Origin of the sequence: Propionivibrio sp. (assembly GCF_049316945.1) — a bacterium.
Taxonomy (GTDB): Bacteria; Pseudomonadota; Gammaproteobacteria; order Burkholderiales; family Rhodocyclaceae; genus Propionivibrio.
The window spans coordinates 1-26,621 of record NZ_JBMOJE010000042.1 but is presented as its reverse complement, the minus strand read 5'-3'; the positions used below and the strand labels follow the sequence as shown (position 1 = coordinate 26,621).

The window sequence follows — 26,621 nt, the reverse complement described above, 5'->3', positions numbered from 1 at the left end:
CGAAAGAATAAGGGTTATTTATCATATTACGCTCCAACTTGCAACACTCCACCGTTAAGCCACACCTTACCACTGCCCGGGTTGCTGGTTGGCAGGGTCGAGAAATCCGTAGCAGCGAAAAGGGAAAGCAGGGTTGCAACCGGCAGCGGTGTAAGTGTCGCCCCGTCGATCAGATCCGCTGTAACGGTCACATCCTGAGAGACCACCGTAGTCGTGTAGGCTCCGGTGACAACCTGAACCTCAAACGACATCACAACGCTCTCGGCGGCGGCAAGAATGTCCGACATCTGAAAGGTGGCAAGCGTTAGGCTGGCGGTCTTACCATAGGGAGCTAACAAGTTTGTGGTCGAAACCGTAACCGCTGGGAAATTCGCGGTAACCTTGTCGCCTGTAAATGAGAGGGTGAAGCTTTCGCCGGCAACTCCCAAAACGTTGACGTTGCCTGAGCCAATGTTGGACAGAGCTTGCAAGGCCGCCTGCACGTCTGCTGCGGTTGCTGTAGCCGCAAGCTCGGAGGTTGTGCGAGCGTGAGATCCCACCGTGCCTGTGCCCGCGTCTGCGGTTGCCGTTGTCAGCGCGGCCCCACCTTCGGTTGCCGAGATGGTAAAGGTCGTCGGAGATGGGATGGCCTTGACAAAATAATGAGTGCCTTCCACCCAGTTTGCTTCGTTGGTAAACCCTGAACCCTCAATTGTCTGGTTGAGGGCAAACCCGTGGTTGGTGGTGGTCGTGAAAACACCGGCAACAACTGCGGCGGTAACGCTGCGGGTGTCCCCTGGGAATGTAATAGACCACGTTCCGCTGCTAGGATATGGTGCAAGCGCAATTTTCTGCACCTCGCTTGCGGTTGCGGTTCCGCCGGTGAGCGTGGTAACTGTGGCCGTGACTGCCGTTGACAGGTCTGTCCAAGTGTCTTGGTAAGCGGCAGGCTTGAGCCGCACGCGCACAAACTGGGACTCGTTTATGATTGCAGAACCTGCACGGCGTTCTGCAATTGTTAGGTCACAGTCAGGCGACAGGTTAGCCGATGAGCCAGATAGCAACGCTTCAACGCCTACGGTTGACCAGATAATGGTAAAGCCGTCCTCCATGCTGCCAGTCACCGTAAGGGATGCGTCAGACTGCGAAGCACGCAGAGCGGTCTGTATCAGCGCGGCGGTTGTGTTATAGGTTAGGACATTCGAATCTAACGTCCACGTTCCCGCTGTAGGCATGGCGAGCTTTTCACCAATCGCAACCTTGACAGAAGACGCGCTTAAATCGCTCGGCACATAGGGAGCCGAGTTAACGCCGGTAGGCTGCAAAAAATACAGGTTGATATCCAGCACATCCCCACGAATTAGCCCTGATGGGTTTACGGGAGCGACGCTGTAAAGGCTTTTGACGAGCCGGTTGGCGGCAAGGTCAATGTAAAGGGATGTCGCCATGTCTTCCTTTGGGTGTCAAATTATCGCAAATCGGCCCGGTCACAGCATCCGCTGATGCCACGATGGGCGGCTGGGTGGGTTTTCTCATGGCGGGCGGCCATGTCTGCGGCATGTGCGGCGTTATTTTGGCCGCGCTGAATGCATAGCACACATGTGCCGTGGCTGGGCTTGCCACCGTAAAGGTCGAGCAGGCAAGTTCCGCCGTCTTTGCTGCGGGGTTGGTAGTGAAGACAGTCAGGAAACGGTATTTGCGCCATAGGTTCCAACGGGTGTGTTCTGCGGGTCTGTTTTTGCCGTGCCGTTTAGCGTGAATTTATAGGTTGTCGAATTATATCGAAGCGTCCACGGCGAGCCTGACCACGTACAGAGGTTTGTCGCGGGAACTCTGGTGATGGAGTCGGCTCCGTTTACTAGGAGAGAGTCGGGGAAATCGTCGTCCGCAAGCATTCCGCCAATTGAGCTGTTAATTATCAGGCAACCTGAAAAATTTGCTGAAAGAAACTCATTGAATTGTCCGGTTCCGCCGTCCTCTTCGTATCCCTGCCATGCCCCAGCTCTATAAACCGTCTTTGGAAGTGTGTCTTGTATATAAATCCCGATAAACCCATTTATTCCTAAAATATCATCGCCATCGCGAACGTAATAAACCCTCTTGTCGTATCGTTGAAAAACGTTTTTATTAAAAATTGCATTCGCGCCAGAGCTGTAATCTATGCAATAAATTGTACTAGGCAAATCATCCTCGGAAAACTCTTCTGCTAGCAACGCGGCTGCCGGATACATGCAGCACGCGCAGCAAGTGCAAGAAACCTTCCCCTCCTTGGTGACCACCTTCCCGCCAGACATCTTGACCGTCGCCATAGGCTAACAGTCCTCGGTTTCTATCCACTGGATCACGCCATTCACGCATCCCAGAACATACGTCCCGCTGGATGGCCCTTTGAGCTTTCGCGCCTTGTGGCCGTTATAGCCAGTGGCCTCGTCAACCATATCTTCGGGAAGCTGCAACCCGGCAAACACGAAGTTTTTCATGAGGTCGGAAGCCGATATCTGCATTGGAGAACCACCAGCAGGCTTGACCGGCTCGCGTGCTTTGGCCTCAAAGTCAACCGGCGGGTTGTCTGTCATAACGTGATTGAGATGGTTTCGGGGATTAGCACGTCCCAAGAGATGCTAAACTCGTCCCAAAGCCCGTAATTTGTGCGGGTAATTTGCTCTGCTTTCCAGCTTGATGGATATGGATATGTCTTTTTTGTGGCCTGGAAGAAAACAGACAGCACAGGGTCGGTTGATGGTAGCAGCAAAGGCACCTGGTCGGTTGCCGCAATCACTCCAGACTGTAGCTCTGTTGGGACGGTGGTTACGACCTTGTAAACAGTCGAGTTGATTGTCTGGGAAGTAACCGAAAGAACCTTTGTTTGCTTACTCCTTTTGACGACATCGGTGCTGCGTCCATATCCCGAAATGAGAAAGGTCACATGCGTGGCAGATGAGACTTCCTGCGGTTGTGGGAAGATGAAAATCCCATCAATCGAAGCGTCATTTTGCAACGGCATCCGGTCACCAACTTGCAGCGACGGTCTTGCGTTATCAGCGCGGTGCTTTGCAGCAATTGCCGAGCGTTCCACCAGCATCAGGCCAGAAGCAAAGGTGCTTACCCTAGCGTCTGCTTGATAGACTAAATCTGTTTCTCCTTGGTAAATCATGCGGCTAGAGCGTTAACTGGGAGTTTTTTTTCTAGGCTTTCCATTAGGCTTCTAATTTTTTCAACTGCAGTTGTGAGCGGGTCTTCTTTCTTTCCTGCATCACCGGCCTTCGCACCTCCGGCGGCATCTTTCTTTTTCTCGGTTTGCTTGCCTTCCTTCGCCTCGCGCTCGGTGCGTTCACGCGCCATCTTCATTGCTGGGGATTCTTTTCCGCCAACTTTTCCGGCAAATTCTTCAGCGGTCTTTCCTCCAAAAACGTCAATCTTTTTCCCTAGCCCTCCCGTGTTGAATGAGCTTTGCGGTGCGCGTGCGTCAATGCGGCTCCTAGTGTTTCCCCTGCTGTCCTGATACTCAAAAGAAGTCCCAGCTTTATTGAGCGCACGAAAGCCCGGTGGCAGGCTTGGTGCGGCAGCGGCTGGGCCTGCACTCATTCCTGTGCTAGGCTGCTCAACGGAGGTCTTCAACGCGGCAACCTGATCGGAAAGCGGGGACTTACCGTCGCCTAGGCCGGAATCAAGCCCACCAGATATCCCTGCAAAGTTGGCTGCAAGTTTCTCGGACGCTCCCACTGCTGAATCAATTCCGGCATTAAATTTTGTTGTAAGCGACATGCTGGCATTGTCAACATTGCTTAAGATGTCAGTCCATACGCTGCTGAGCTTTTCCGCTGGGACGGGAATGCGGGCCATTGTTGCCTCAAGGGCGGCGGCGTCTGCTTCTAGTCCGGTAAAGAGCGGCTCTGTTTGCGCGTATGCTTCTGCGAATGACGTTGGGAACGCTGTTCCCGCCGCTTTAAATTGATCAGCAATCCTGCCGCCTGCTCCGGTTAACGAAGTTTGTATCCCCTTAGCAGTTAGGTCTGCGGTTATTGCGGCGTTGCGCAACCCGTCAGACAGACCTTGCGTTAATGCGTTCCCGTCAAATGCGTTGGACAATCCGCGCGAAATTACGGAAACAAGCTTTTGCCCCATTATCTCAAAAAGGGCAAACGCGGTTTGAGCAATTGCGCCTTTCACGTCAAAGACCGTGGCAAGAAAACTTCCGGCGGCACTAAATGCTGCAATGAAATTTCTGTAAATCTCGTTTGCAGTTTGCTTAACCTGTAAAACGATAGAAGAAAACGCCAGGCTGAACGCGCCGGAAAAGTCTCCGGCTTTGACTAAATTGGTCGCAGCGGCAAATCCATCCATGGCAATTGTTGCTCCTACAAAGGCCGTGGCAAGGTCTTTGCCAAGCTTGGCAGCGTCAATCCGCGCCAGCCCTTCGGTGACGAAATCTAAGGCAGGGATGACAACGTCAAGGACGCCAGCAGCGAACTCTTTAAATTTGCCTTGGATGACTTTAATTTTGTCACCAACGGCGTCAAAGGTGCTGGCGTTCTTGTTCATCACATCCACCATGCTGCCCAGTTGACCCTTCGCGTCTGACATTGTGGCAGAGAAATCACGAAAAAGAGGGAGCATTGCCGCGCCAGACTTGCCAAAGATGCCCATGGCGGCGGCTGCCCTTTCCGCAGGGTCGGGAATATCGGAAATGGCCTGCGCAATTTGCTTGAATTGTTGGTCAGGAGAGAGCGTTTTTAGATAGCTCATGTTCAACCCAAGCTGCGCAAAGGTCTTGTTCGTCGGCTCTCCTTCCTCGTTTACCCCAACAAGGGCTTTCTGCATTTTGTTAATGGTTCCAGCCACATCGTCTGCGCTTAATCCGGTGTTTGAGAACGCACGTTCAAGCAATAACACTTCACCGGCAAGCAGTCCGGTGCGGCTCGCTGTGTCAGCTAGTCGCCCGCCCATGTCGAGAGCGTCAGTAAATGAACCAATCGTCCCGGTAATACCCGCAAAAACGGCCTTGACCGCACCAACCCCAAGGGCCAATCCAGCCCCAGCCTTTATCATGCTGGCAAAGGACGCACCAATTACTGCACTTGCTTTCTGCGCGGACTTGCCAACGTCTTCTAGGTTGCTGTTAAACTTCTTTAACGAGCTAGAAAACCCTTCATCCTTTGCCGCAAAGCCTACATTGACATCGCTCATCTTAGCCCCGCTTCTTTAAGTTTCGTCCCGCGAATAGCAGCATTAAGAAATCCAAGCATCTTTTTCTTGGCGACATTGACTGCAATTTGCTGGTTACCCTTAGACAAAACCGAAGACGCATACTTGATTTTATTTGTCAGAATAACCTTGAACCCAAGGCCGGACGCCTTGCTGCTGTCCACTGATGCATTTTGCGAAAGCATATTGCGCGTTACCCAGGCGGGAATGCCACGAAGAGGGACACGAACGTCCGCCTTGCACAACTTTGCCGCAGAAGCCCAACCGGCCTTAACTGTGCCTGATTTTTTTGCGGTGTTTTTGATGTACTTTGCCAAGAGTTTCTCAGACACAACTGCCACATTGCGGGCCTTGCTTCGTCCGATTACCCGGTCGCCACTAAGTCCAGCACGGCTTGTCCTGCCGGTTGATTTGCTGCGCAGCTTTTGGTGCATGTCATAAAGCGCGGACTCCGTCTTGATTAGCTTGTCAGTCTGGCTCAACCAAACGCTGCCGTCTTTGCGACGAAGAGAGCGTGAATTGTCGCCAGAACCGAACAGGTCTTGAAATTGTTTCAGCCAATAACCGTTCAGCGGCTTGGCGATAGACCGAACGTCATTTCGTATGGCCCCTTCTCCCTTTTTTCTGGCGGTCTGCTCAAACCCGTACGGCTGCGTAAACCTTGCCAACTCCACGCAACACAGTCGCGAAGAATTATACACAATCTGGGTTACTTCCTTGCCAACAAGAAGCGAATATTGATTCATCTTTTTGCTAAGCTTTTCAAAGTCAACCGTTATTACGCGTTGGGCCATAGTGTTTACAAGCTGTCAATTTCTTTTTCGCGTGCGCTTGCCCAATACAGCGGACGCCCAGCAAGGGAGGCGTGATAGTCGAGCAAGTGGAAACCGGCAGCTATAGGGAGTTCGTGCATAATAAAGTTGAAACTCCAGCCTGTTTTCTCTGCAAGGTTAGCCACATATCCGGCCAACCAATGCGGAGACCATATTACCTTACCCGTTTCTTTTTTTTTCCGTCGTTGGAACCCGTGCAAATCTTCTCCCAATCGGTCAGGCTGGCCTTGATTTCGTCGGCGCGGCCAATCAACTCGGAAGGAATCACGCCCTCCAGATACGTCAGGACAATTTCGCGGAAGCTGTCAATCTCAAAGCTAGAGTGCAACGCTTCGCGGTATTTATTGGCGTCCAAATCGTGCAGCAACACGTACGCAGCGATGTCGAACATCCCGGCATTACCTGAGAGCAGTCCGTTTTTGGTGCGATACATGGCGTCCGCTGTGGCCGCATTCATTGCACGCAGGCCGCTTGGTGCTTTGCCTACAAATGCTTTGCTCAACGATTCCTTGCGGTCTTCGTCTTCTGGGTCAATGGCAAGGTCGTCTTCGATTTCTTGGATGTCTTGGTTTGTCATAATGTTACGAATTGAGATGGCGGCGGATAACGTCTTTTGGTGTGCCTTCGCGGAAAATTACTTGTCGGCCTGCAATGGTGCGGGTTACCTGGGGGCTTTTCTGCATCCCGGTCTTGAGCAGGACGCCACGGTTACCTAGCGCGGCACGGGATGCGTCAAGAGCGACAAGCGCGTACTCTTCTGCGGTCACGCCACGGGCAGCAAGAATGCCATCAACCATGTCTTCCAGCTTGTTGGTTGCACGCCCTTCCCAGAGAGCGGATGCCTTGTCGCAAGTGATGCCGTGGGCCGCATCGGAAAACGTAAACACAAGCTCGCGCCTGCCGTCACGCTCAATCTGGTCAACGTCGAGAAGCTCCGCACCAAGTGTGGCGAATGCCGCCGCGCACTTGATGTTCTTCGTGATATGAAATGGTTTCAATTAGGTGAGGCCGAGCCTTACGACTCGGTGCTTGGGTATCTATTACAATTCAGAGAGAACTTTTCGTAACCGTTATTGGCGCGGCTCAGTTCGAAGCTGGTAGGATACCAGGTGCCAGTTGGCGCACCAGTAAGCGAGATGGTCGTGCCGATGGTCACCGCAGGCGTGCCATTCGTCGAGCCGGTCAGTGCGAGGGTTTCGGTTGCACCAAAAAAGGCAACTCCAACAACGTCACCGTCAGCGTCCGCAATCGTGGTAGACTCGGAGTTTTTCGTGTGGGTGCTGCCCTCAAGAATGAAGGTGGCGAAAGTGATGGCAGTGCCGAAGGCGATAGATGCTGCGCTTCCCGTGGATTTGATGATAGTTGCGGCCATACTTGCCGCAAGGTGTCAAATCAAAGGCTGGCTACAATCGTCGCGTGAGCGTAAATCGTGACGCTTCGTGAGCGCGTCCAGACCTCTCCGTCTATGTCAGATGTCGTAACGTCCGAAAGAACCCCGTCAATGACAACGTCGCCGTCAGTACATGCCTGTCTAACGTAGTCTGGGAACAGCGCGGCGTCTAAGTCGGCACTGCCAGACTTCAGGAGAACCTTGCTGTCTTCGCCTGCCGCCTCTAACATCAATGTCACCGTAACTTTGTAGCGGCTTGCAACATGCAGGATTTCTTCGCCATCATCCACCACCTCGACCACACAACGAGGTAAGCCCACGCTCTCAGAGTTAAGGTTCTCAACCACGGAGAATCGGATTATCTGATCAGACAGATAGCTGACGAGGTTCGCCTTGAGGTCTTCGGCTAGGGAAATCATTTGGTCGAGCCGATTGGCCGCAGGTTAAAAGCGTGACGGTTTCCGCCTAGCGTTTGCACGTTGTTCACTCGGTAGTTTTTTCCTCCCAGAAGACAAAGCGCGTGGACAGCAGGAGCATCCCCTTGAATTTGTGCGGTGAGTTCGTCGGTATCTTCAAAGCCACCCATAGAGTTTTCCAAAGAGTCGCTCTTGCGTGCTAAAAGTCGCACAGATTTACCGGCAATGGTAGCGTCTCGACCATAAAGCCCAGCTTCGCTCTCGAAAGCTCTGGCTTGGAATGCAGCTAACCCGGTCATGCTGTGGCAGAAGTGTCAAAATCCACGGCCAAGCTATTGCTACCATGCTCGTAATGGTGCAGGACTTCGGGGATGTGGATCTCGGTGCGTGCGAGTTGTGCAACTTGGTCAACCCAGTCCGCATCTTCGCCCCAGTTTTTCTCACTGAATACGCAACTCTGAGCTAGGTCACGCCGCCAAGCGCACACATGCCAGGGGAATCGGTTCGTGATTCCGCCGGGCACAAACGATTCGTTTTCGTTTTTGATGGAGAAGTGAACCTCTGAGCGGTATCCGTCCCAGATTGCAGCCTGCCGAAACGAGATAACCGACGCATCTTTTTGTGCTGCTGTCGTTATGGCCGATATGTAGTCGCCACTCACGCCGTCGTCGTCATCACAAAATGCCACATACTTGCCCCTAGCAAGCCCTAGCAGGCCGTTTCTTTTCGCACCAATAGTCCGACTGCGGTCGTCTCCGAAATAGAGAATCTCAGCAAGGCCACTGTTGTTCTGCCAACTCAGGCTTGCGATGAGTGCGGCAGCTTGTGCCATGCGCTCAGGAACGGTGGGTATTAGGATTGAGAGCAAGGGTGTTTTCATAGGTTTGGGAATAATGGGCCGAAGTCTTCTTTGGTTTTCCAGCCATGCACCCAGGTGATTCCGCGTGCGGCAATTTGCTTGTGCGCGTCTTCACGCCATGGGTAGGCGAGAAGCTGCGAGATGTTAGCGCGTGGTATTGCGTGCGTCTTCAAGGCGTGTCCGATGCATCGGTCAAGCAACCCCCCCAGCGTCCACTCTGGCAATGGTTTCGCAAGGTCAGCTTTCAAGGCTTCAAGCACACGAATCCAGATTGGCCGTTGAGCAATCCACGGAGAGAGTGCGCAATGGTTGCCCGGCGTAAGTCCGCCAGTGTCGTAGAGGTCGAACAGTCCCGCATTCATTCGGTCTACATATAACCTAGGCCATTCTGGGGTTAGATTAACCGTGTCATATTCCATGACGCAAAGCCATTCGTGAGGGCTATGGTCGAGCGCGTGTTGCGCTGTCTTGATGAAACGTCTGACGCAATTTTGCCCACGATGGGCTGATATGCCAATTTGATAATCCGCGCCCTCTTCTCCTTCTGGATGGTAAATGTTTAGGTCGGCGTTGAGCTTCTGCCAGTGCGGCTTGAACATGTCAACCGTTGGCTTTGCAGCAGCGTGCGCCATGACTGCAAGGTTCATTTTGTTAGCTTTTCGTAAATATGTTTCCCGTAGGCGTATGCCTGCTCTGAATTCTGTTTTGCGTAGGTCTCATCTACCGCAATGCCAGCATTAAAAACTGGATGCTGATGCTCAAATACTAAGTCCTTTGCATTTAGTATTACGCCATCCCTGTTGGCCTTTTCGGTAAAGTAGTTGTCAGAGAAAACCCCAGTAAAGTCTGGATGAAAAAGAAACCCCTGATTCTCGTAGCGTTTGCGAGTCAGGATTGCCATGCAGAGGAGGTCATCGGCGCGGTGACCGTCCGAGATGGCCAGAACCTGAGCCTTAGTGGTGTCCAGCCGGGTGCGGATCTCTTCGTCCCAGTGCATCGGCGGAACCCAATCGTCAGAAAGCTGCACGATAATGCTGCCACTTGACTGCTGTGCTGCCGCGTTCCAAGCTGCAACGCAACCGCCACCAGCAGCCAAGGCAACCGACTTGAAGCGGCTCAAAGGAAATGACTCCTTGTCGTCAATGTCGAAGGTAAAAATGTGTTCGATGCGCTCTGGATATTTAGCCCGGTCAAGCCAGACCTGACGCGCACGGGTTGCTTGCTCAGGCCTGCCGCGTGTCGCGTGACATAGGGAGATGTCGCCACCGGCAAGCCTCCATTCGTTGTATTCCTCAACGTCCGCACGCTTAGACTCGCCATTCATTCGCAAAGCCTGACGGTGCAGTGAGCGTGCGAACCGGCCGTAAAATTCGCCACGGGTATTCCACGCGACTTGCTTCGGGAATGGACACGAAACACAGATGCGAGAATAAGCTAATGCCTTTTCTCGGTCTCCACAGGTTAGCTCTAGGTTTGCCAACTCATACCAGGCTTCCGCACGGTGCGGGGATATCTGTGTGGCCTGATGCAGGAACGAGGCGCGGGTAAAAGCGTCTTCTGGTAGCTGGGAAAGCTGCAAGAATATCTCGTATTTCTCCACGGCCCCGGCTTCTGGGTGCGCTAGAAATTTCTGCGCAATCGTAATGGCCTCGACCTTGCGGGTCTCGGTGGCGGCAAGCTCTCCGAACAGATGATACAGGTGGCCGTGGCTGCGCTTGCTAGGCTCAAGCTGTTCGAGGATGCGCAGGTTACGCTCCCGACTAGGCACTCGGCTTTCCAACGGCTTGTGAATCCAGCGGATTTTCTCCGTCACTGCGGCTTTTAATACTCCGTCACCAGCGGGAAACATGCACTCATGCAGCGCACCCTGCCACTTAGTCGATCCCCGCCGCGCTGCACGCTCGCGGAGGTTGTGCATGATGCGTTGGTCGGGCACTTCATAAGGACATTGCAACAACTCAAAATCTGGCGGCAGTATCTCGAGCATTGGCCGGAGCTTCTCCAGTCCTTCGCTTAGGTCATCGAGGTCAGCCCACACGATCCAATCGCCCGTTGCCATATCCCAGGCTGCTTGCCGTGCGGCTGCAAAGTTGTCAACGTGCGGCCAGTCAGGAGTCGTGTTGAAATATTCTCCGGTGATGCAGCCGCGCTCCTTGGCGATGGCTAGGGTATCGTCTGGCGTTAGTGTGCCAATAGCTCGGACGATGATAACCTCGTCAAAGTGTGGCGCGAAGTGGTCGAGAAACCGATTGATTTCTGCTTGGCAATTACCTGCGATGCAGGCCAGTGATATTTTCATTATAGGTATTTTTCTAAATAGGGAACCCCGCCGCCCTTTTTAAGAGCGGCGGGGATCATGAACAACCAACCGAACAGAGAACAGACTAGTCAGTCCGCACGATAAGTCCAGCACCAAGGCTGAGACCAACCGCCGAACCGAAGAGACATTCCATGGCGCTATACAGTTTGCCAGTGGCCGGCTCAAAGTATTCGCGGTATCCCATGGACAGACCGGACTCGTCATCCGTGAGGATTTCAAAGCGACTGTAAACCTCAGGACGCTGTGGCTGAAGCGTGCGAACCGCAACGGCGAGAGCATCGGGATGAACGATCATACCAACCAGCGAGATGCTGTTAGTTGGCAGGACGTTAGTCTCAAAGGTGTTCATTCCGAGAACACGGGGAAGGCGGGCTTCGCGCACACCTTCGCTTCCACCATACTGGAAAGCCTGAGTCATGTTAGCATCGCTAAGCAGCGAAGCGTATGAGTCGGCATTGAGGATGAGGTTTTCAGGCATTGCATCACGCTTGATAACAGCGGTGCGGCCAGTGCGGATACCAGCCAGGGACACGTTAGCAACCGTGGTCGAAAGGACAGCGGCTCCGAAGTTCACGGTCGTGAAGTTAGCGAACAAGTCTTGCAGCACCAGCTTGGCAAGGGACTTGGCCTGTTGCCGGGCGAAGTTAACCAAGATGGCTGGGGACTGATTCGCGGCCTGAATGTCGGTGATGTCGGAGGTGACATAACGATGATTGTTCAGGTTGACCGTGATGCTGTTGATCGTTCCACCACCGGCTTCGTAAGGACGGCTAGAGTTAGCCGTATACGAAAAGGTCGTAGCTGTCAGAGCTTCGACGCGAGGCACGATGATCGCAGAACCTTTCTGCGAAGTGGCTCCCGAATACGAGCGGCTGAAAGCGGTAAGCGGCTGAAGAGTTGCGACGAACGCTTGCAGGGCTTCCTGAAGGAAGATTGACTGGGTGTAGTTAATGGTGGACATAGTGGGTTTTGTTTGAAGTGTTAGACTGTGACGATATGTTTGAGTTCCCGATTAAGCGCAGAAGCGTTCGCACGGTAAAATTCGGATTTCTCCACTGGGTCGGAGATGTTGCTGAAACGCTCAAGCAGGGTCTCGGTAGCGTTCTCGGAAGCGACGATGACAGGCACAACAGAAGCGGCGGCAACGCCGAAGGAAGCTTCCAGCCTAGAGATATCCAGAGCAAGAGCGTCACGCTCGGCGGTAACAACCGACATTTGCACGGCAAGGTTAGAAATCTTCTCGGCAAGCGCAATGGCATTGACCGAAGCAACTGGCTCTTTAGGCATACCGTCTTCGCTCTCGGTTTCGACTTCGGAGTCACCGGCAACGAGTTCTTTCAGGGCGTCTTTGACGGTAACTTTGTCTTCGTCAGAAAGTCCTTCAATCATAGAGGCAATTTCGACAACAACCGCGAGGGCTTCTTCAACGGTAGCAGCTACCACTTCCTCTTCGGGCTTGTCTTCGTTAAGGGGTTTCTCGGTCATACCGTTCAAGAACATGTCAAATCTGCTGCGCATTTGTGCGGGTGTCGCAAGCGCGGTTGCTTCTGGCGTTTCAGAAATGCCGTCAGCAAATCCAAGCGCGATAGCTTCCAGTGGGTCGAGCCACGTTTCGGCAGAAAGCATCATGTTAATCTCGTCGGCACTAAGTCCGGTCTTTTTGATGTAAACGTTGACGAGCGACTTCTCAAACTTCTCCAGAAGGTCGGCGTCCTTACGCAAATCGGCGGCGTCTCCCATGCTGACAGTCGCGGCCCGGTGAATCATCATCATCGAACCTTCGGCCATGTAACACTGATCCGCAGCGCAGGCGATAACACTGGCCATGCTAGCGGCTAACCCGTCCACCCATGCGGTGAATCCCGCTGTGTGACGCTTCAACGCGGCAATGATGGCGGCTCCGTCGGTGATGCTGCCGCCGGGGGAGTTGAGACGCAGATTGATATGCCCTTTGATTCCGGCAAGGTCTTTAATGAATTGCTTGGCAGAAACTCCACCCGCGCCAATTGCATCATAGATCGTAATGTCCGAGGACTCGTCGGCATTTTTAGATAAGGCATACCAATTCATTTCTTTCTGCGTGCTGTCAAAGCCTGCGTTGTCGCTAGGGTTTTGGATTTTCTCAGCCTGTCGCTCAAACCATGCGCGAGCGGGAGCAGGGTTGAGCGGGTTGATGCCCCACAGATAATGCGCAACCGCACCAGCACCGGGCCATTCCTTATCGTCTGGGTTATTGTTTTTGCCGGCTTGAAGGTCAACAGCGTGACGCGCTCCCCATGCGTTTGCTTTTACGATTTTGCCGTCGCTCACTTCGCCTGCTGCCATGCGTCTTGCCGCGTCCTTCGTGCCTTCGGTTAGACCGTCGCCGCCATATCCTTCGTTGAGCAACTCAAGGCCACGCTTGGCAGCGGAGATGATGTAGTCCGGCGGCTTCATTGCTAGTTATGCTGAATTCTCAGAATCAACTCCGTCTGTTGGGTCTACCATTTCAGACTCTCCACCCTTAATACTGCTAAGGGTAATGGGTCGGCGCACTCCACCGTCAGCGTTCCATGCGGCAATTACGTCTGCGCTCATTTCTGGCAAGTCTAGCTTTGTCCGCATTGCGGCTTCAACTTCGCGGGAAGGAGTTACAACGCCAGCGCGGACGGCTACGCCAAGTATTTCGGTCAATGCTTGTGTTTCCATAGATTGTTCTTGGTCTTCAGTGTCCTGCGTTTCTGCTGGGTTTTCGGAGTCATCTTCCGGTGCGACAACTGGTGGGGAGCCTGGCGCAGGAGGGAAGACCTCTTCCACGGTCAGGCGCACCCCTTCTTCGGCAGCTATCTCGCCAACCATGCGCTTGCGCACGGCAGCATTGCGGATGATGTCTTCGATCTCGGTATCGCTGTCTTGGCCAAGCTCGTTAAAATATCTTTGCGGAGAGAGTAACCCGGCACGCACAAGGTCGAGGCGAAGCTTGCCGTCGCGGCCTGTGTCCACGGTCAGACGCTGTGGAGCAATCCAATCTGACCTCCACCAATCATCGCCGGGATAAGGGAGCTCTCCTTTGCGCATGGCCTGCCAAATCCAATACCTCCAGAACCGGCGGCAGAACTGAAACTCAAGAACTTGCCGGATGTCCGAAAAGAAAACCTCTGCATCTTGCAGGATGTGGCGAGCCACCGCACCGCCGACGCCGCTCATGTTCCAGATTAGCTCTGGGCTGATACCCGCGCTCCACGCGATTTCCCGCACCATGTATTCCATCCAGTTCGAGAAATTCACGTTCGGGCGATCAAAGGTGTGCGCACTCAGCTTCTCACCTGGCTTAAGCTGCACGCTGCCGGTTCCTGCGGTGAGCCGGTCAAAGGTGACTTCTTCAGTCGTGCCGGTGCTTACCTTGCGAAGGGACGAACCAAGGCCAATGTTACCGGCGTCCTGCGACTCAATGACAATGCCAATCTTGCTGTTTAGGTTGGCGGCAAGCTGTTCGTTCTCCATCATCGTACGCAAGTCTTGGATGCGCGAGACAGACGAGCAAAGCCATGACACGCCACGGAGAAATCCGTAGCGGTGAAGCTTTCGGATGTGAATCATGTCAGCGGCTGGAACGTCGGTGTACGTTGCGGCTTGGTTTACTGGGTTAGACAACACGCGATAGAAGATTGGCTTGTTGTCAGCGTTAACCTTCACGCCGTCATGGTATCCGGCCTGAGCGTCATCGTTGCTCTGGTTGCCTACGTACTCAGCGGTGATGAATCGCGCCATGGCGTTGCCGGTCTCGCTCTTGTCCAGTTGTGCAAACATCTCTCCGTCGGTAACCATCTGCTCCACGATCATCCGCTGCGCTTCGTAGAAATTTACCGCGGCAGACTTGTCAAAAGCGAAAGCATCGGTGGCAACGCGGTCTTCAAACAGCTGCTCGGCTTTCTTGTTCCACTCGCGGTCAGCGGTGCGGGCCTGCGGCACTAGTCCATTGCCTACCGAATAACGGGAGATGCCGCGCACGATGCGCTGGGCAAGGCCGGAGTTATTGAGCAGCCACCTAGCGGACTTCAGGAGTTTCATCCTGTCCCATGATGGCAACTCGTTCTTTGCCTCAATGCTGGTTAGGTAAACCTGTGGCCGGTTATAGGTCGGAGCCGTCTCCTCAAAGCTGCGGGCCTGCGGGTCTTTAGGTTTGCGTCCTGCCCCGACGCGCACGCCGCCTCTGTTTGATTTCGGTTTGATTTCGTCCACGTCTTGGACGAGGTGTCAAAACCTAAACCACGCTCTCGGCTTCGGTGAGTGTTGAGAAATCAGCGCGGACAAACACGCGGCGCATGGCGATAGCGGCAACTACGGGGTCAATGCTGTCGAGAATCTCGCCCACTGCAACAAGCAGGTCATTGGTAGAAAGTACCAACACGCCGGAACTGTTGGCCGAATCAAAGCCGGATGCGGTTATTTCAACCGTGGACTCGCCTCGAAGGTTGGCTGCGGCAGCTTTGTCACTGATGGCCTCGATGGCATCAAGCGTAATCCGGCCTTGCGCGTATCTGCGCAAGATGTGCTTCTTGATTCCCGTGATGTCGGCCATGCCTAGGCGCGCCTGTCAATTAGATTACGCCGCCCGCCTCGATGAAGAGCCGCACGATGGGACGCGCACGCTCGACGAAGATTTCCTTTTGTGCCTGGGGCGCGTCGTTGATGTTGTGCTTGTCCACCACACGGTTAATTTTGCAGACGCTATCCAGCAGCACGGAGAGCCAGCCATCCGCAGGGGTGATGCGCTTCGCTTCGGCTGTGGATGTGCCAGCCTCAATTAGTCCCGCGCTCTTGTAGATTTCGCGATAAGCTCCCATTGCCTGCGCTGCATCGATGAACGGTTCGGGGTTGGCCTTGGCAAACAGCATGTATCTTGCGGACGTGCTTGCGTCGAAATGTAGCACTGGTGCTACATTTGCCTCGCCGTGGCTTGTGGCAAAAAGCGTGAGCCACTCACCGTGCCGCGTATCCTGCTTGAGCTTGAGAAGATAAACACCCATCTCTCGGATGGTGTTTGCCGAGTCTAGGCAGTTGCTTTGCAAGCTTGTCTTGAGAACGTCGAGCCGTCCCTGTGACTCGTTGAGTTTCCCGATGATGGCTTCGTTACTAAGTGCGATTTCGTTTGTCATTTGCAGTTATTATTTCTTGATTTGCTGAAAGTCTTTCGGTCTTTGATGAGTTTTTGTCCAAAGCCCGGCGGCATGTCCAGCGCGGACTCTAGGTTAAGAAGTGCGTTACTTGCGGCGGCTCGCGTCCTGTAATGCGCCTTCCCTATCTTTGCGCAGCTAAGGTCACGCATGGCGGGTTCTCCAAAGAACTTTAACGCAAGGTCAATACGCATCATCGTTTCTTGAGTTGTTCTAGCTTGTCTTACCCAGACAAGCGTCGAAAGAATCATTGATAGGAACTTGGAAGCCGCTTCGTGATACGCGCTCTCATGGTCGTCGTCGGCAAATAATTCTTCGCGAGTGCAATCGTCAACGGCATCATCAGCGGCGTCATGTGGCGTGTAATAATCCATCACGGTGCAAAATGTAGATCGGATGCAATCTTGTCAAGCTTAAAGTTTTTGATTATAAACTTGCAATCAAACCCGTCATGAGTTTTTCAAAACATGCCACGCGATATGACACAGCTTCACGGCGTCCGAATAGTGATCCTGCGCAACCTTCTTCCAGACAAATTCTGAGCCGCTTGCGGTCTTGCGTGGGACTAACATCTGACCGGACAATCCACGAATGAAGTCATCGCCCGCATCTTTTGGGATTGCGATAGGCGGCCTGCCTCGCTTCATGCGGTCGATAAAAAGTTCGGTCTTGATAGCGTGGTCGGTAAAGTTGTAAAGGACGACACCCGGAAAATTGTCAAGCGCGGTGCGGCTTATCTTGCTTCCGAAGGTGGCCGCCGAACCTTTGGCCGCGTGCCAGAAACCCCCGCTCTGCTGGCAGGCCGCGTAAACTCTGAAGGTCGCAAACCCTGAGTCAACCAACCCGCACACCGGCGCGACTATCTCGCCCATCGGTGTCCGGTATTCCCGCGCTGAGACCGTCATTATGTCTTCGACGGCAAGAACTGTACCGTAGTCCAATACAAAGCTTGCGCCCCCCTCATCAAACGCGACTGTGGCCCAGTGTGACGCATCTTGGCCTACGTCCGCGCCGGTCAGAACAAAGGTTGGCTCGACCGGACAACTGCCGCGAAGGTATTCACCGCGAAGGTTTAGAATTGTGGACTCTCCGATGTTGGTCTCGACCTGTTCCCACGGCATGGCCATGGTCGAGTTTGTAAAATCTTGCAGGCCGTTCAGCGTTTCTTTGTCGCGGAGAAACTTAACTGCCAACGCTCCAAAGGTGCAACTGCGCCACGGTGCATAAAGAGAGTTGAGATGAAAGCTGCGAAACCCGCGTTGCGCCGCCGGGTTAGTCGCCTGCCATTCTCCGAGCGGCAGCATCTCCATTTTCTGACCGTCGTTTAGTTTCCCCTGGCATCGTTGGCAAACGTAGTGCGCGGAGTCTTCGACCTGTGCCATGTTCCACCTTCCGCTTGCGTCTTTTCCGTCCCACTTCACTTGTTCCCACAGCAACTCGATGCGCTCGGTGCAGTGCGGACAGGCCAGCATATACTTCTCCTGCGAACCCTTTAAATACTCCTGCCAGATTGGCCCGTCTGGTGTGGTCGGCGTGGAGGTCTTGACGCGGAGCGCACCACTGAAACTCTTCGTCCTGTTCTCGGCTAGGAACAAAGCGGACGTTTCCCTGTCGGTCTCCTGTGCGAACTTCTCAACCTCGTCGAGCAACAGCAACCCGGCGGGCCTGCTTGCCAGATTGGCGGGCGAGTTGCTGCCGACGAAGACCAGTGAGCAACGAGAGAAATGCTGCTCAAGCCGCTTCCACTTGTGCCGGTCACGCGGCATCAGCGCGGCAAGTGTTGGCGAGTCTTCGCAGATTGGCATCCATCGTGTCTCCGAGAAGCTCCCAGCTAGGTTCTCGGTCGGCATCACCCAGACGACCGGCTGTGGTTTGTTGGCTATGCGCCACGCTGCACCGGCCTGCACCATTGTCGTTTTCCCAGTCTGCGTCCCGAACACAAGAACAAGGTCAGTAATGTCCACATCTCCAAAGCACTCTAGCGGCTCGCGCAGATACGGAGTCAACCTGGTCGAGAACGTGCCGGGCATCTGGGTCTGACGCTCGGAAAGCACTAGCTCGTCCTCTGTCCACTCGACCACCGTGCGCCTGTCGGCTGGCGAGTAGATAGCGCGGATATGCTCGCGCAGTTTCTCGGCGGCTGGCGTCATATCCCTTTGCGGATTGCGCTCAATACGCTGTCAGCCCACTCGGCCAAGGTCTTCTCTATCGCCTTCTGTGGCTGCCCGACGAGCCGGGGGGCCAAGGTCTTCGGCAAACCGTCGAGCATGTTCTTCGCAGCTAGGTGCGGACGTGACGTAACGTCACGCGCTTCGTCGAAATAGAGTAGGATGGACTCCTGTCTCTGATGCTCTTTGAAATCCTTCTCGGCCCTGATGCGGTTGTTCCGGCTCGAGATGTAGACCGAGTTCGCTTTACGAAAGTCCTCCACGCTGCCGCCGCTTTTCTGGCATTTTAACAGCTCGTTGTATCCGACAAGCTCGGCCCGACGCGCACGGCGCAGAGATTGACGCGGATCATTGTTGGACTCTTCGGGGTCTTCGCCATCCGTATCTCTAGACCTGGGCGGCGGGGATGGAAGCAGCTCGGTTGATGCCGCAGGTGATACCGGAACCGGCGGCGTGGATCCAGCTTGGCCGCGCTTTGCACGTGGCTTTGCGTTAGTCTCACGCCACGCCTGCGCGGAGTCGGTCGAGTTGACCGGCATCCCTTTTTTCACGAGATGCGAGACCGTGCTTTTGCTCAGGCCCAGAGCGTTCGATAGTTCGATTATCCCCACGGACTATCGAACATTGTCAAACTATCGAACTTGTTGGGATTGACCGAGAGACTGCTCAACCGCGGGCAAAATACATGCAAAAAGATTCCTTATGGGGCGGATGCCTGTCCATTTTACATTTAGTTGTTTCATTTTTTTATTAGGTTTTGGTTGTTTTGGTTTTTACTTGCTTGCTGAAATTAGCTCACGCCGGAAGGCGCGATAGTGCTGGGTCATGAGCCGGTAGAAAAGGCCCATAGACGCAACGTGGTCCGCATCGCGTGACGCTCCGGCGTTGAGCCAGTAGCGAACCTCGGCACGCATACGGGCGAGCTTACGGCCTGCGTCGAAAAACTCCGTGGCGGGGCTGTAGAGTGGGCGCATGTTAATCTTTGGCGGGCTTACGCCAGACCTCGTTGTCGATGATGATGACCGCAATTTTGCCTCGCTCCATATCGTCCAGGACGTTTTGCAACATCCATTGCTCTGCTGGTAGATTGTAAGGCGTTGTCATTGAGGCGTAGCCTAGCTTGGTTGCCTGTTCTCTTGTCATAGGCTCCGAGAATACTCTCGCCAAACAGGGGCGCAAGGTTTTTTTCTGGTTGTTTTCTGGGGGGATGCCATGCTGCCGGGATGAGAATATCCATCACCGATCTGAACGACAAACAAAAGGGGCTGATGAGCGATGAAGACCGCAAGCAGTTTGGGAAGGCAGGCATGACCGGAGACGAAGCGCAAGCGCGGTTCGCGAATGGCGAAGAGGGTAAGCTGCACAAGGTGGTGAAGTCCTACCTAGACATCTACCGCATATATTACGAGTGCGAGCCGTTTGGCAGGCGCACAGCGGTGAAAGCAGGGCGGCCTGATTTCCGCCTGTGCTATCGTGGCCGGTTCGTGGGGATTGAGCTTAAGACGACAGCCGGGGTGGTTAGCAAAGAGCAGACCGAGACCCTAGACGCAATCCGCGCCGGTGGAGGGATGGCGGCGGTGTGCTACAGTTTGCAGGATGTCATAGACCTATTGCGAAGGTGCTAGGTGATGGGGTTTATGCCAACTATAGGTTGCACGGGTGATAGATAGTCCGGCATAATGCAAATTATAAAAGTACGTTCCCCCCGAACAAAGACTTTTGAATTAGGGCTGGCTCTCTACTGGCAAGTCAAGTCGCTCGCTACGCTCGACTCATAGGCTTTTAAGAGTTTACCAAGGAGAGGAGAAACCGAAGATATAGCGTAATAAATAAGCTATCCTCTAAAATCAATTATACCCATCTCCCCGAAAACGTGTCAAGCATATATTTTTAAGTATCTTTGGCGTTTTGCGTAGAGCGATGAGGTGTAGAGGTTTACAGAACCAAGAAAGTTTGCGTGAAAACCGGAGAAAACGTCAATTTTCCCGCAGCATGACAAGACCGGCGCAAAAACAAGTGGAAACCTGTAAACATTTAATTGTTTACGCGTAAACACCTAATTGTTTACAGTGTAGCCTTGCGAGGTGCTTACTTTCAATGGGTTGTGAGTTCTGTAAACAATTAAATGTTTACGCTGTAAACAATTTTATGTTTACGCGATAGGACTACCAGTCCGAACGATAGGACTACCAGTCCTATCGGTGGACACAAGCCGTCGGGGGACTGTACCACCTTGGGACTGTACCACCTTGGGACATGCGGCAAAACAAGTGCCCTGCACTCATCTAGGCTTGCACCAAACAAGGGGCAACCAAAAAATAAATGAGAAATAAAATCCCCCCGCAAACCCTGATAAACACAGGGATTTCTGGGAAATGCTTAAGGTGGTTAGGTAAATAAAATAAAATAGTTCGTGACAATTAACGATCGGATGGTAATTTGATTTCGAAATGAAAAACAACACCATCCAAATCGAATACATCAGCAGCCGTGTAATCCAAGCCCAGGGGAGGATCGACGGAATCACCGAAGTCGAACTCATCGGAACCAACGGCAAGACCGCCGACGCCATGACCACCGCTTACTGGTTCGGGGGAACCCGCGTGATCGACACGAACGGTGATCCCATCTGGGAAGAGCAAGACCCTTGCGCATTTGCCGCAATGATGGAGGAAATCGCAGAATAGCCCACCCAGAACACCCAACCCAACCACCCAACCACCCAACCAACACACCATGAAAATCAAAATCGACATCAAAAACGTCACGGCCATCCAAGCCGTCCTCAATCAGGCCAACGGTCGCAGCACCGCCCACACATTTACCAGCGCAGCGGAAATCATTGAGCGGGCCGCCAACGCCGAACAGCAACTCGCCAGCCTCGGCCTGATAAAATCGCTCCGCGCCGGGGCAACCGCAACGGCATCCAGCGGCGGAAGTCTGCCAAACGCCTACAAATACCAACGGATCGTTGGAGCCGTCACACTTGTGCGAGGATCTTCCGCATGGTTTCTTGTGTCGGCCACCACCGGCGATAGCTGGTGCAAAAAAGCGGGCGAGACACGAATTGCGCTGACATCATCCCAAGATGCCGCTGTCACGGAGATTTTTCGGTCAGGCTACGGCAAACAATAATATGCACGCCCAAAAAGACATCGACATCATCGGCGCAATAGCTGACCGCGCCCGGTCTCTATACACCACCGAGTGGAGCAAGGTCGTGCTGGTCAGGATGCTGGCCGAAGCCCATGCCCACATGCCACTCGACCTTGCCGGACTGCTGGCGGCTCCCGACTCCGACTACATCTACGACGTTTTCGGAATCACCTACCACAGCGAAAAGAACACGGGAAAAATCGGCGGGTATTTCATCCCGAAGTTCACGCTTCCCTACGCAAAAAAAAACTGAATGAACTGTCCAAACTGCAAACACGAACTGCCCGACGCCGCCGTGCGCTCAGAAGGCGCAAGGCTTGCCGGGAGAGTCAAAAGCAAGGCGAAAACCGCAGCCAATAGACGCAACGCCGCCTTGCCTCGCCCAGGTGCAATCGGCAAAAAGAAACCCCGCAAAATAAATGAAAAGAAACCTTGAAGTCTAACGAACCGCTAGTAATTTACACGCTCAACCCAACACACAACATGATATTAATCCCCGCATCAATAATGATAATCGCCGCATTTTTCGCGGTTGACAAACTCGCCCGCATCCAAAAAGACGCCCAGTGGAGAGCATGGCTCGACGCACACCGTCCCGGCATCGGGCCTGATGGCCTTGACGCTCTGGGATGCAAACCCCGGCTCACACGCAAACTCAAAAACGTGTTGACCGAAAAACGGTAATGGCATACCACAAATGCAATGACCGGATGTGCGGTGCGGAGGACTGCCCCCGCTGCCATCCCGGCAATTTTGTCGATGGGATTTTCATCGACGACATCGAAGAAGACGAAGAGACAGACGAAGAATCAGAAGAGACAGAGCAGTAACCAAAACTCCCGCCAGTGAATTAACACTGGCGGGAGCCATGAACAACAACAACAACGAAAAGATAAAAACACAATGACAACAACAACGCAAGCAATAAATGAAATCACCGATTTTCACATCGTGGAAGCGATGCGCGAATATGGTGGCGGATTCGTGCGCAATCTGGCAGTGTGCTACCTACACGCCGACAAAGAAAATCAGGCAATCATCAAGGCCGGTTGGCCGGTCTACTGGCAGACCTACCGCGACCTCGCAGCAACAATGAAAGAAACTACAGGAATTTAATATGAGCGAACAAGACAACCAAGCAACAGTAGCGTTCGTCAAGGCCCAGCGGGTTTTTGGCGCAGCGTTGAAAACATCCACGAACCCGCATTTCAAAAACCGCTACGCCGATTTGGCGGCCTGCGTTGAAGCGGTTATCGGAGGACTTAACAGCAACGGACTCGCGCTGATGCAAGTCACGCACCCATCCGAAAACGGAGTCGCTATCGAAACTGTGCTGCTCCACGAAAGCGGCGGGAAAATCAGCGGAGGCATCCTGCACGTTCCGGCGTCGAAACAAGACGCCCAGGGACACGGTTCGGCACTTACTTATGCTCGTCGGTACAGTTTGCTGGCAACTTGCGGCATCGCTCCCGAAAACGAGGACGACGATGGCAACGCTGCATCACGCCGCGCCCCACAACCCCAGCGCGACATTGCTGGGGTTATCGCGGGAGCCAACACACTCCAAGAGCTGCAGGCCGCATGGAGGGGATTATCCGCAGGAGAGCGGGCGGCAGCCACGGCAGCGAAGGACAAGCGCAAGGCTGAACTGACCCCGGCGCCTGATCTGGTCTTGCCGGTGGAGCCAAGCCCGGTTGAGCGCGAGCAAACCATTGACCCCAAAACAGGCGAGTACACATGGTAACTCAATTCACAGGCATCCACGATATGCATCCCGCGCTGTATTTTGCTCACACCGCAGTCAGCAACTCGGACTTGAAATGGATATCCGCGCCGTATACTCCCGCTCATTTTCGAGCATACAAGGATGGGCAAATCGAAAAGGAGAAGACAGAGGCGATGAAGGTCGGAAGCCTGACTCACACATGCATCCTCGAGCCGGAGAAAATGGCTGGGTCATTTGTGGTCAGGCCGGATGACGTTGACGCACGCACGAAGGCTGGCAAAGAATGGTTGGCATCCCAGACCGCAGAAACGATCATCCCGCAGAAGCAGGCCGACATGCTCGCTCGGATGGTGGACGCAGTCTGGAGCCATCCTGAAGCTAGTGCGCTCATCTCTGGGAGTGATAGGGAGAGGAGCCTGTTTGCCGGGGATGGCGATCTGCAACTCAAGGGCCGGATTGACTGCCTGACCAAGAGCGGCAATATCATTGCAGACCTAAAAACCTGCGAGTTGGCCGACCTTGGGAGCGTGGAAAAGGCCATCTTTGCCTATGGATATCATCGGCAGGCAGCCTACTATCTGCGGTTGGCAAATCTGCTGGGGTTAGCAAAATCAAAGTTCGTCTTTATATTTGTCGAGAAAGTCCCGCCGCATTGTGTCGCAGTTTACTCGCTAACCGACGATGCGCTCCGCATTGGCGAACTTGAAATCGCAACGGCCCTGCGCGTCTTAAAGTCCTGCACGAAAAACAACGTTTGGCCTGGGCGCGAAAAGGGAATCAACCTAGCATCACTCCCAGCCTGGGCGATGAAGCAGGCCGAATCCGTCATCTAATCACCAACAAAACCAAAAACCAAAAACCAAACAAAATGAAAACCATACAAATCCAACTCGACAAAATCGACAAATCAGAAATCTTCGTTGGCAAAGTCCACAAATATCTTAACGCAACCCTGCACGATAACAAAGATGGCAAAGATGAATACGGCAACGATGGGTTCGTCACCCAATCCATCTCCAAAGAAAAGCGCGAAGCTGGAGAACGTGGTCCGATCATCGGCAACTGGAAGGAAGTTGTTTTCAACAAGCCAAAAAGCGAAGGCGCAAACGTAAACATTAACCCAACCATCGGGGATGACGATCTGCCGTTCTAGGCAGCTTCTCGCCAAATGGCTAGAGTGGGGGGAAAGCCCCCACCTAGTCAGAGTGGCCCCGCTTATTGCGGAAACCAATGAAGCTCTCGCCCAGAAAGGCCGCAAGGGATACATGGCAACATACATGCGAAGCTACCGGAAAAAGAACGCTCAGAAACCCGTGGAAAAGCCAGTCGAGCAGACACTTATTTTGCAGGCAGAACCTGAGCCGGAAGCTCCCATGAAGAAAGTGCGCAACCTACCCACATCGGACTCAGCGAAGCGCATTGCAAAACTATTCTCTCGCAGGCTGACCACAGGATGGAGTGACAGGGAACACACCGCGCACCGAAAGCTGGGAGTTATCCTGCCAGAAACCATGGACTTGCTCGATGAATATTACGCCTTCCAACGCTCACAACCTAGAGGATATCATCGGCGCGACCTTTCAACTTTCTTAAACAATTTCCAAGCAGAAGTTGACCGCGCCAACGAATGGAAAAAAGACTCGACCACAACACCAAACCAACAACGAAACGACAGCAACATAAGAGTATGAACCTACCAAACAACAACACCGCAGAACAGGCCATGCTAGGCATCCTCGCCGGAACCCCGGCACTCCTTGAAGAGATAGAAGATGGGCTTTTTTACCATCCCGTCAACGCCTTGCTTTTCCGCACACTCAAGGAACTCATCCGCAAGCAGGCTCCTCACGATTCGCTGAACCATACCCACATCCGCGCAGAGCTTGAGGCCAACGGTCAGATGCAGGACTACGGTGACCTGTCGATGGTGTTTGAGATTTTCGGGACGAATTTAGGCAAAGCATCCTACCCATATTACCATGAGGTGTTGGCCGAAGCTGCCGCATACCGCCGATTTATTGTTGCCGCGCAGAACCTAGTTCCCCAGGCGGAACGCATGACGACTCCCCTAGTTGACATCATGGCCGAACTCGACGCTGCTGCCACAGTGGCCGAAACCGTCAATCTTCCTCAAATAAAAAATCAGGTGATGATGCTGCTCGACGAAATGGAGCGCAACACGCCGCATGAGTATTTCGCCACTGGGCTTGACCCTATCGACAATATCCTAGGTGGAGGTCTACAGCGCAAAGAGATGCTGGTAGTGGCCGCGCCTACATCGCGAGGTAAAAGCCTGCTGCTGGGACAGGCTACGGTTGCCGCCATTCTGAAAGGTAAAAAGACCGCATTCTTTACGCTTGAAATGCCTGCCTTTGATGTCATTAAAAGGTTTGCATCTAACATGTCTGGTTTCCCAATCCGCGCCAACTGCGACATGACCACCGAAAGAACCCGGCGCGAAATGGAATCGCAAGTTAAGCATATATCCATTCTCTCAGGGTTGCCGCTATACATATTCGACAACATCCCCGACCTCGACTCTATCATGCGGACTGCCAAGCTCATCAAGCGCAAGCACGGCCTTGATCTGTTAGTCATTGACTACATTCAGCGGGTCGAAGCGGAGGGAACGAACCGTGAACAAGCCGTCTCGACCACCGCTCGGACGCTCAAAAACTTTGCGCTGGTGAATGATTGCTGCGTGATGACTGCCAGCCAGATGAACGACGATGGTCAGATGCGCGAGTCCCGTGCTATCGGTCACGAAGCGGACATCCTCCTTGGCATCTCAGACAAGGGACGCGACACGATCATTACTGTTGGCAAAAACAGGCGAGGAGAGTCTGGCAAATACATCACCGTTACCCGACGCGGAGAGCTAGGACGATTTGAATCCTGTGAATGAAATCCCCTGGGGTTATGGCAAGAAAAGCAAGGATTATGATAGCCTTGTTGCCACCTTTGGGAGAGAATTTACATGGGACTTTTCTGACGAAACCGAACGCGCAAAATGGACGGCACAACTAGAAAAACAAACAACTAAACGAAAGACCAAAAGAAAATGAACACCGAAACAATGAAACGAAACGCTCTAAAGGCCGCAAAACTCTTCGGAGGACTGACGATGGCATACCGCACACAACTGGAAGTATCCGAAGGGCTGGCTGCCGTCGTGGATATGTGCCTCGGTCACTACCTGCCGGAAGGTCGCAACCCGCACCGTGAGGCGGCACAGGCGGCACTCGATGAATACAACGCTATCTCCCACACTGGACCCGAGCTATCGGACAGCAAACTGGACCACGAAGCAACGTGTGATGTCGGGGGACGCCCCGAAGCAGGGAGTTCTATTTTGGCTAACGCACAAGCTGACCTATGACCACCGCGCCAACAGACTCCGAATCCACGCAGAC

Annotated in this window: 37 protein-coding genes; 13 read left to right on the top strand and 24 right to left on the bottom strand. The window is 53.5% G+C overall.

Annotated elements, in window-relative coordinates; all coding sequences use genetic code 11:
- Positions 1–26: 26 nt before the first annotated feature.
- From ACOYNV_RS11395 to ACOYNV_RS11280, 24 genes are all read right to left on the bottom strand, one after another.
- Positions 27–1,427 carry a hypothetical protein gene (locus ACOYNV_RS11395; RefSeq protein WP_422899898.1) on the bottom strand — a complete coding sequence of 467 codons (1,401 nt, stop codon included), beginning with the start codon at positions 1,425–1,427 and terminating at the stop codon, positions 27–29.
- A gap of 234 nt (positions 1,428–1,661) precedes the next feature.
- Positions 1,662–2,288, bottom strand: a complete 627-nt coding sequence (locus ACOYNV_RS11390) for a hypothetical protein (protein WP_422899897.1) — start codon at positions 2,286–2,288, stop codon at positions 1,662–1,664.
- Positions 2,289–2,291: 3 nt separating this feature from the next.
- Positions 2,292–2,555: a hypothetical protein gene (locus ACOYNV_RS11385; protein ID WP_422899896.1), complete on the bottom strand. Its 264-nt coding sequence runs from the start codon at positions 2,553–2,555 to the stop codon at positions 2,292–2,294.
- Complete coding sequence (locus tag ACOYNV_RS11380; protein WP_422899895.1) at positions 2,552–3,133, bottom strand: hypothetical protein; 582 nt, start codon at positions 3,131–3,133, stop codon at positions 2,552–2,554. Before ACOYNV_RS11380 ends, ACOYNV_RS11385 begins: the two co-directional genes overlap by 4 nt.
- Positions 3,130–5,166, bottom strand: coding sequence for a hypothetical protein (locus ACOYNV_RS11375; RefSeq protein WP_422899894.1), 2,037 nt, complete (start codon positions 5,164–5,166; stop codon positions 3,130–3,132). Before ACOYNV_RS11375 ends, ACOYNV_RS11380 begins: the two co-directional genes overlap by 4 nt.
- Entirely contained in the window at positions 5,163–5,978 is an 816-nt protein-coding gene (locus ACOYNV_RS11370; protein ID WP_422899893.1) for a hypothetical protein, read from the bottom strand. Before ACOYNV_RS11370 ends, ACOYNV_RS11375 begins: the two co-directional genes overlap by 4 nt.
- Positions 5,979–6,171: 193 nt before the next feature.
- Positions 6,172–6,594 (bottom strand): hypothetical protein, encoded by a 423-nt coding sequence (locus tag ACOYNV_RS11365; RefSeq protein ID WP_422899892.1) that lies wholly within the window; start codon positions 6,592–6,594, stop codon positions 6,172–6,174.
- 4 nt (positions 6,595–6,598) lie between these two features.
- A complete protein-coding gene (locus ACOYNV_RS11360; RefSeq protein WP_422899891.1) occupies positions 6,599–7,015 on the bottom strand; it encodes a hypothetical protein in 417 nt (138 codons plus the stop codon).
- A gap of 17 nt (positions 7,016–7,032) precedes the next feature.
- Positions 7,033–7,389 carry a hypothetical protein gene (locus tag ACOYNV_RS11355; protein WP_422899890.1) on the bottom strand — a complete coding sequence of 119 codons (357 nt, stop codon included), beginning with the start codon at positions 7,387–7,389 and terminating at the stop codon, positions 7,033–7,035.
- 20 nt (positions 7,390–7,409) lie between these two features.
- The gene (locus ACOYNV_RS11350) at positions 7,410–7,826 is read right to left on the bottom strand and encodes a hypothetical protein (protein ID WP_422899889.1); all 417 of its coding nucleotides are present in this window, start codon (positions 7,824–7,826) and stop codon (positions 7,410–7,412) included.
- Complete coding sequence (locus ACOYNV_RS11345; protein WP_422899888.1) at positions 7,823–8,122, bottom strand: hypothetical protein; 300 nt, start codon at positions 8,120–8,122, stop codon at positions 7,823–7,825. Before ACOYNV_RS11345 ends, ACOYNV_RS11350 begins: the two co-directional genes overlap by 4 nt.
- On the bottom strand, positions 8,119–8,655 hold the full coding sequence (locus tag ACOYNV_RS11340) for a glycosyltransferase (RefSeq protein WP_422899887.1): 537 nt from the start codon (positions 8,653–8,655) through the stop codon (positions 8,119–8,121). Before ACOYNV_RS11340 ends, ACOYNV_RS11345 begins: the two co-directional genes overlap by 4 nt.
- Positions 8,656–8,699: 44 nt before the next feature.
- On the bottom strand, positions 8,700–9,329 hold the full coding sequence (locus ACOYNV_RS11335; RefSeq protein ID WP_422899886.1) for a hypothetical protein: 630 nt from the start codon (positions 9,327–9,329) through the stop codon (positions 8,700–8,702).
- Positions 9,326–10,981 (bottom strand): hypothetical protein, encoded by a 1,656-nt coding sequence (locus ACOYNV_RS11330; RefSeq protein WP_422899885.1) that lies wholly within the window; start codon positions 10,979–10,981, stop codon positions 9,326–9,328. The genes ACOYNV_RS11335 and ACOYNV_RS11330 overlap by 4 nt, the downstream gene beginning before the upstream one ends.
- A gap of 85 nt (positions 10,982–11,066) precedes the next feature.
- Complete coding sequence (locus ACOYNV_RS11325; protein WP_422899884.1) at positions 11,067–11,963, bottom strand: hypothetical protein; 897 nt, start codon at positions 11,961–11,963, stop codon at positions 11,067–11,069.
- Between the two features lie 20 nt (positions 11,964–11,983).
- Positions 11,984–13,438: a head maturation protease, ClpP-related gene (locus ACOYNV_RS11320; RefSeq protein WP_422899883.1), complete on the bottom strand. Its 1,455-nt coding sequence runs from the start codon at positions 13,436–13,438 to the stop codon at positions 11,984–11,986.
- A 6-nt stretch (positions 13,439–13,444) separates the two neighbouring features.
- Positions 13,445–15,223, bottom strand: coding sequence for a phage portal protein (locus ACOYNV_RS11315; RefSeq protein WP_422899882.1), 1,779 nt, complete (start codon positions 15,221–15,223; stop codon positions 13,445–13,447).
- 22 nt (positions 15,224–15,245) lie between these two features.
- Positions 15,246–15,563, bottom strand: a complete 318-nt coding sequence (locus ACOYNV_RS11310) for a hypothetical protein (protein ID WP_422899881.1) — start codon at positions 15,561–15,563, stop codon at positions 15,246–15,248.
- Between the two features lie 19 nt (positions 15,564–15,582).
- Positions 15,583–16,140 (bottom strand): hypothetical protein, encoded by a 558-nt coding sequence (locus tag ACOYNV_RS11305; RefSeq protein WP_422899880.1) that lies wholly within the window; start codon positions 16,138–16,140, stop codon positions 15,583–15,585.
- Complete coding sequence (locus ACOYNV_RS11300; protein ID WP_422899879.1) at positions 16,137–16,532, bottom strand: hypothetical protein; 396 nt, start codon at positions 16,530–16,532, stop codon at positions 16,137–16,139. The genes ACOYNV_RS11305 and ACOYNV_RS11300 overlap by 4 nt, the downstream gene beginning before the upstream one ends.
- A gap of 75 nt (positions 16,533–16,607) precedes the next feature.
- Positions 16,608–18,308: a terminase gpA endonuclease subunit gene (locus tag ACOYNV_RS11295; RefSeq protein ID WP_422899878.1), complete on the bottom strand. Its 1,701-nt coding sequence runs from the start codon at positions 18,306–18,308 to the stop codon at positions 16,608–16,610.
- Positions 18,305–18,937 carry a hypothetical protein gene (locus ACOYNV_RS11290; protein WP_422899877.1) on the bottom strand — a complete coding sequence of 211 codons (633 nt, stop codon included), beginning with the start codon at positions 18,935–18,937 and terminating at the stop codon, positions 18,305–18,307. The genes ACOYNV_RS11295 and ACOYNV_RS11290 overlap by 4 nt, the downstream gene beginning before the upstream one ends.
- A gap of 162 nt (positions 18,938–19,099) precedes the next feature.
- Positions 19,100–19,300, bottom strand: coding sequence for a hypothetical protein (locus tag ACOYNV_RS11285; protein ID WP_422899876.1), 201 nt, complete (start codon positions 19,298–19,300; stop codon positions 19,100–19,102).
- A 1-nt stretch (position 19,301) separates the two neighbouring features.
- Complete coding sequence (locus ACOYNV_RS11280) at positions 19,302–19,469, bottom strand: hypothetical protein (RefSeq protein ID WP_422899875.1); 168 nt, start codon at positions 19,467–19,469, stop codon at positions 19,302–19,304.
- Positions 19,470–19,549: 80 nt separating this feature from the next.
- Here ACOYNV_RS11280 and ACOYNV_RS11275 point away from each other — a divergent pair, with 80 nt between their 5' ends.
- The 13 genes from ACOYNV_RS11275 (at position 19,550) to ACOYNV_RS11215 (ending at position 26,587) form a co-directional block, all read left to right on the top strand.
- A complete protein-coding gene (locus ACOYNV_RS11275; RefSeq protein ID WP_422899874.1) occupies positions 19,550–19,951 on the top strand; it encodes a hypothetical protein in 402 nt (133 codons plus the stop codon).
- Between the two features lie 825 nt (positions 19,952–20,776).
- Positions 20,777–21,013 carry a hypothetical protein gene (locus tag ACOYNV_RS11270; RefSeq protein ID WP_422899873.1) on the top strand — a complete coding sequence of 79 codons (237 nt, stop codon included), beginning with the start codon at positions 20,777–20,779 and terminating at the stop codon, positions 21,011–21,013.
- Between the two features lie 49 nt (positions 21,014–21,062).
- Positions 21,063–21,461 carry a hypothetical protein gene (locus ACOYNV_RS11265; protein WP_422899872.1) on the top strand — a complete coding sequence of 133 codons (399 nt, stop codon included), beginning with the start codon at positions 21,063–21,065 and terminating at the stop codon, positions 21,459–21,461.
- 1 nt (position 21,462) lies between these two features.
- A complete protein-coding gene (locus ACOYNV_RS11260) occupies positions 21,463–21,735 on the top strand; it encodes a hypothetical protein (protein WP_422899871.1) in 273 nt (90 codons plus the stop codon).
- A gap of 430 nt (positions 21,736–22,165) precedes the next feature.
- Entirely contained in the window at positions 22,166–22,312 is a 147-nt protein-coding gene (locus ACOYNV_RS11255) for a hypothetical protein (RefSeq protein WP_422899870.1), read from the top strand.
- 73 nt (positions 22,313–22,385) lie between these two features.
- On the top strand, positions 22,386–22,598 hold the full coding sequence (locus tag ACOYNV_RS11250; RefSeq protein WP_422899869.1) for a hypothetical protein: 213 nt from the start codon (positions 22,386–22,388) through the stop codon (positions 22,596–22,598).
- Position 22,599: 1 nt separating this feature from the next.
- Positions 22,600–23,226, top strand: coding sequence for an ERF family protein (locus ACOYNV_RS11245; RefSeq protein ID WP_422899868.1), 627 nt, complete (start codon positions 22,600–22,602; stop codon positions 23,224–23,226).
- Positions 23,220–24,041, top strand: a complete 822-nt coding sequence (locus ACOYNV_RS11240) for a PD-(D/E)XK nuclease-like domain-containing protein (RefSeq protein WP_422899867.1) — start codon at positions 23,220–23,222, stop codon at positions 24,039–24,041. Before ACOYNV_RS11245 ends, ACOYNV_RS11240 begins: the two co-directional genes overlap by 7 nt.
- A gap of 35 nt (positions 24,042–24,076) precedes the next feature.
- Positions 24,077–24,361: a hypothetical protein gene (locus tag ACOYNV_RS11235; protein ID WP_422899866.1), complete on the top strand. Its 285-nt coding sequence runs from the start codon at positions 24,077–24,079 to the stop codon at positions 24,359–24,361.
- A 112-nt stretch (positions 24,362–24,473) separates the two neighbouring features.
- On the top strand, positions 24,474–24,899 hold the full coding sequence (locus ACOYNV_RS11230) for a hypothetical protein (RefSeq protein WP_422899865.1): 426 nt from the start codon (positions 24,474–24,476) through the stop codon (positions 24,897–24,899).
- Positions 24,836–26,113, top strand: coding sequence for a DnaB-like helicase C-terminal domain-containing protein (locus ACOYNV_RS11225; RefSeq protein ID WP_422899864.1), 1,278 nt, complete (start codon positions 24,836–24,838; stop codon positions 26,111–26,113). Before ACOYNV_RS11230 ends, ACOYNV_RS11225 begins: the two co-directional genes overlap by 64 nt.
- Entirely contained in the window at positions 26,106–26,273 is a 168-nt protein-coding gene (locus tag ACOYNV_RS11220) for a hypothetical protein (RefSeq protein ID WP_422899863.1), read from the top strand. The genes ACOYNV_RS11225 and ACOYNV_RS11220 overlap by 8 nt, the downstream gene beginning before the upstream one ends.
- A gap of 59 nt (positions 26,274–26,332) precedes the next feature.
- On the top strand, positions 26,333–26,587 hold the full coding sequence (locus tag ACOYNV_RS11215) for a hypothetical protein (protein ID WP_422899862.1): 255 nt from the start codon (positions 26,333–26,335) through the stop codon (positions 26,585–26,587).
- The last annotated feature ends 34 nt before the right edge of the window (positions 26,588–26,621 follow it).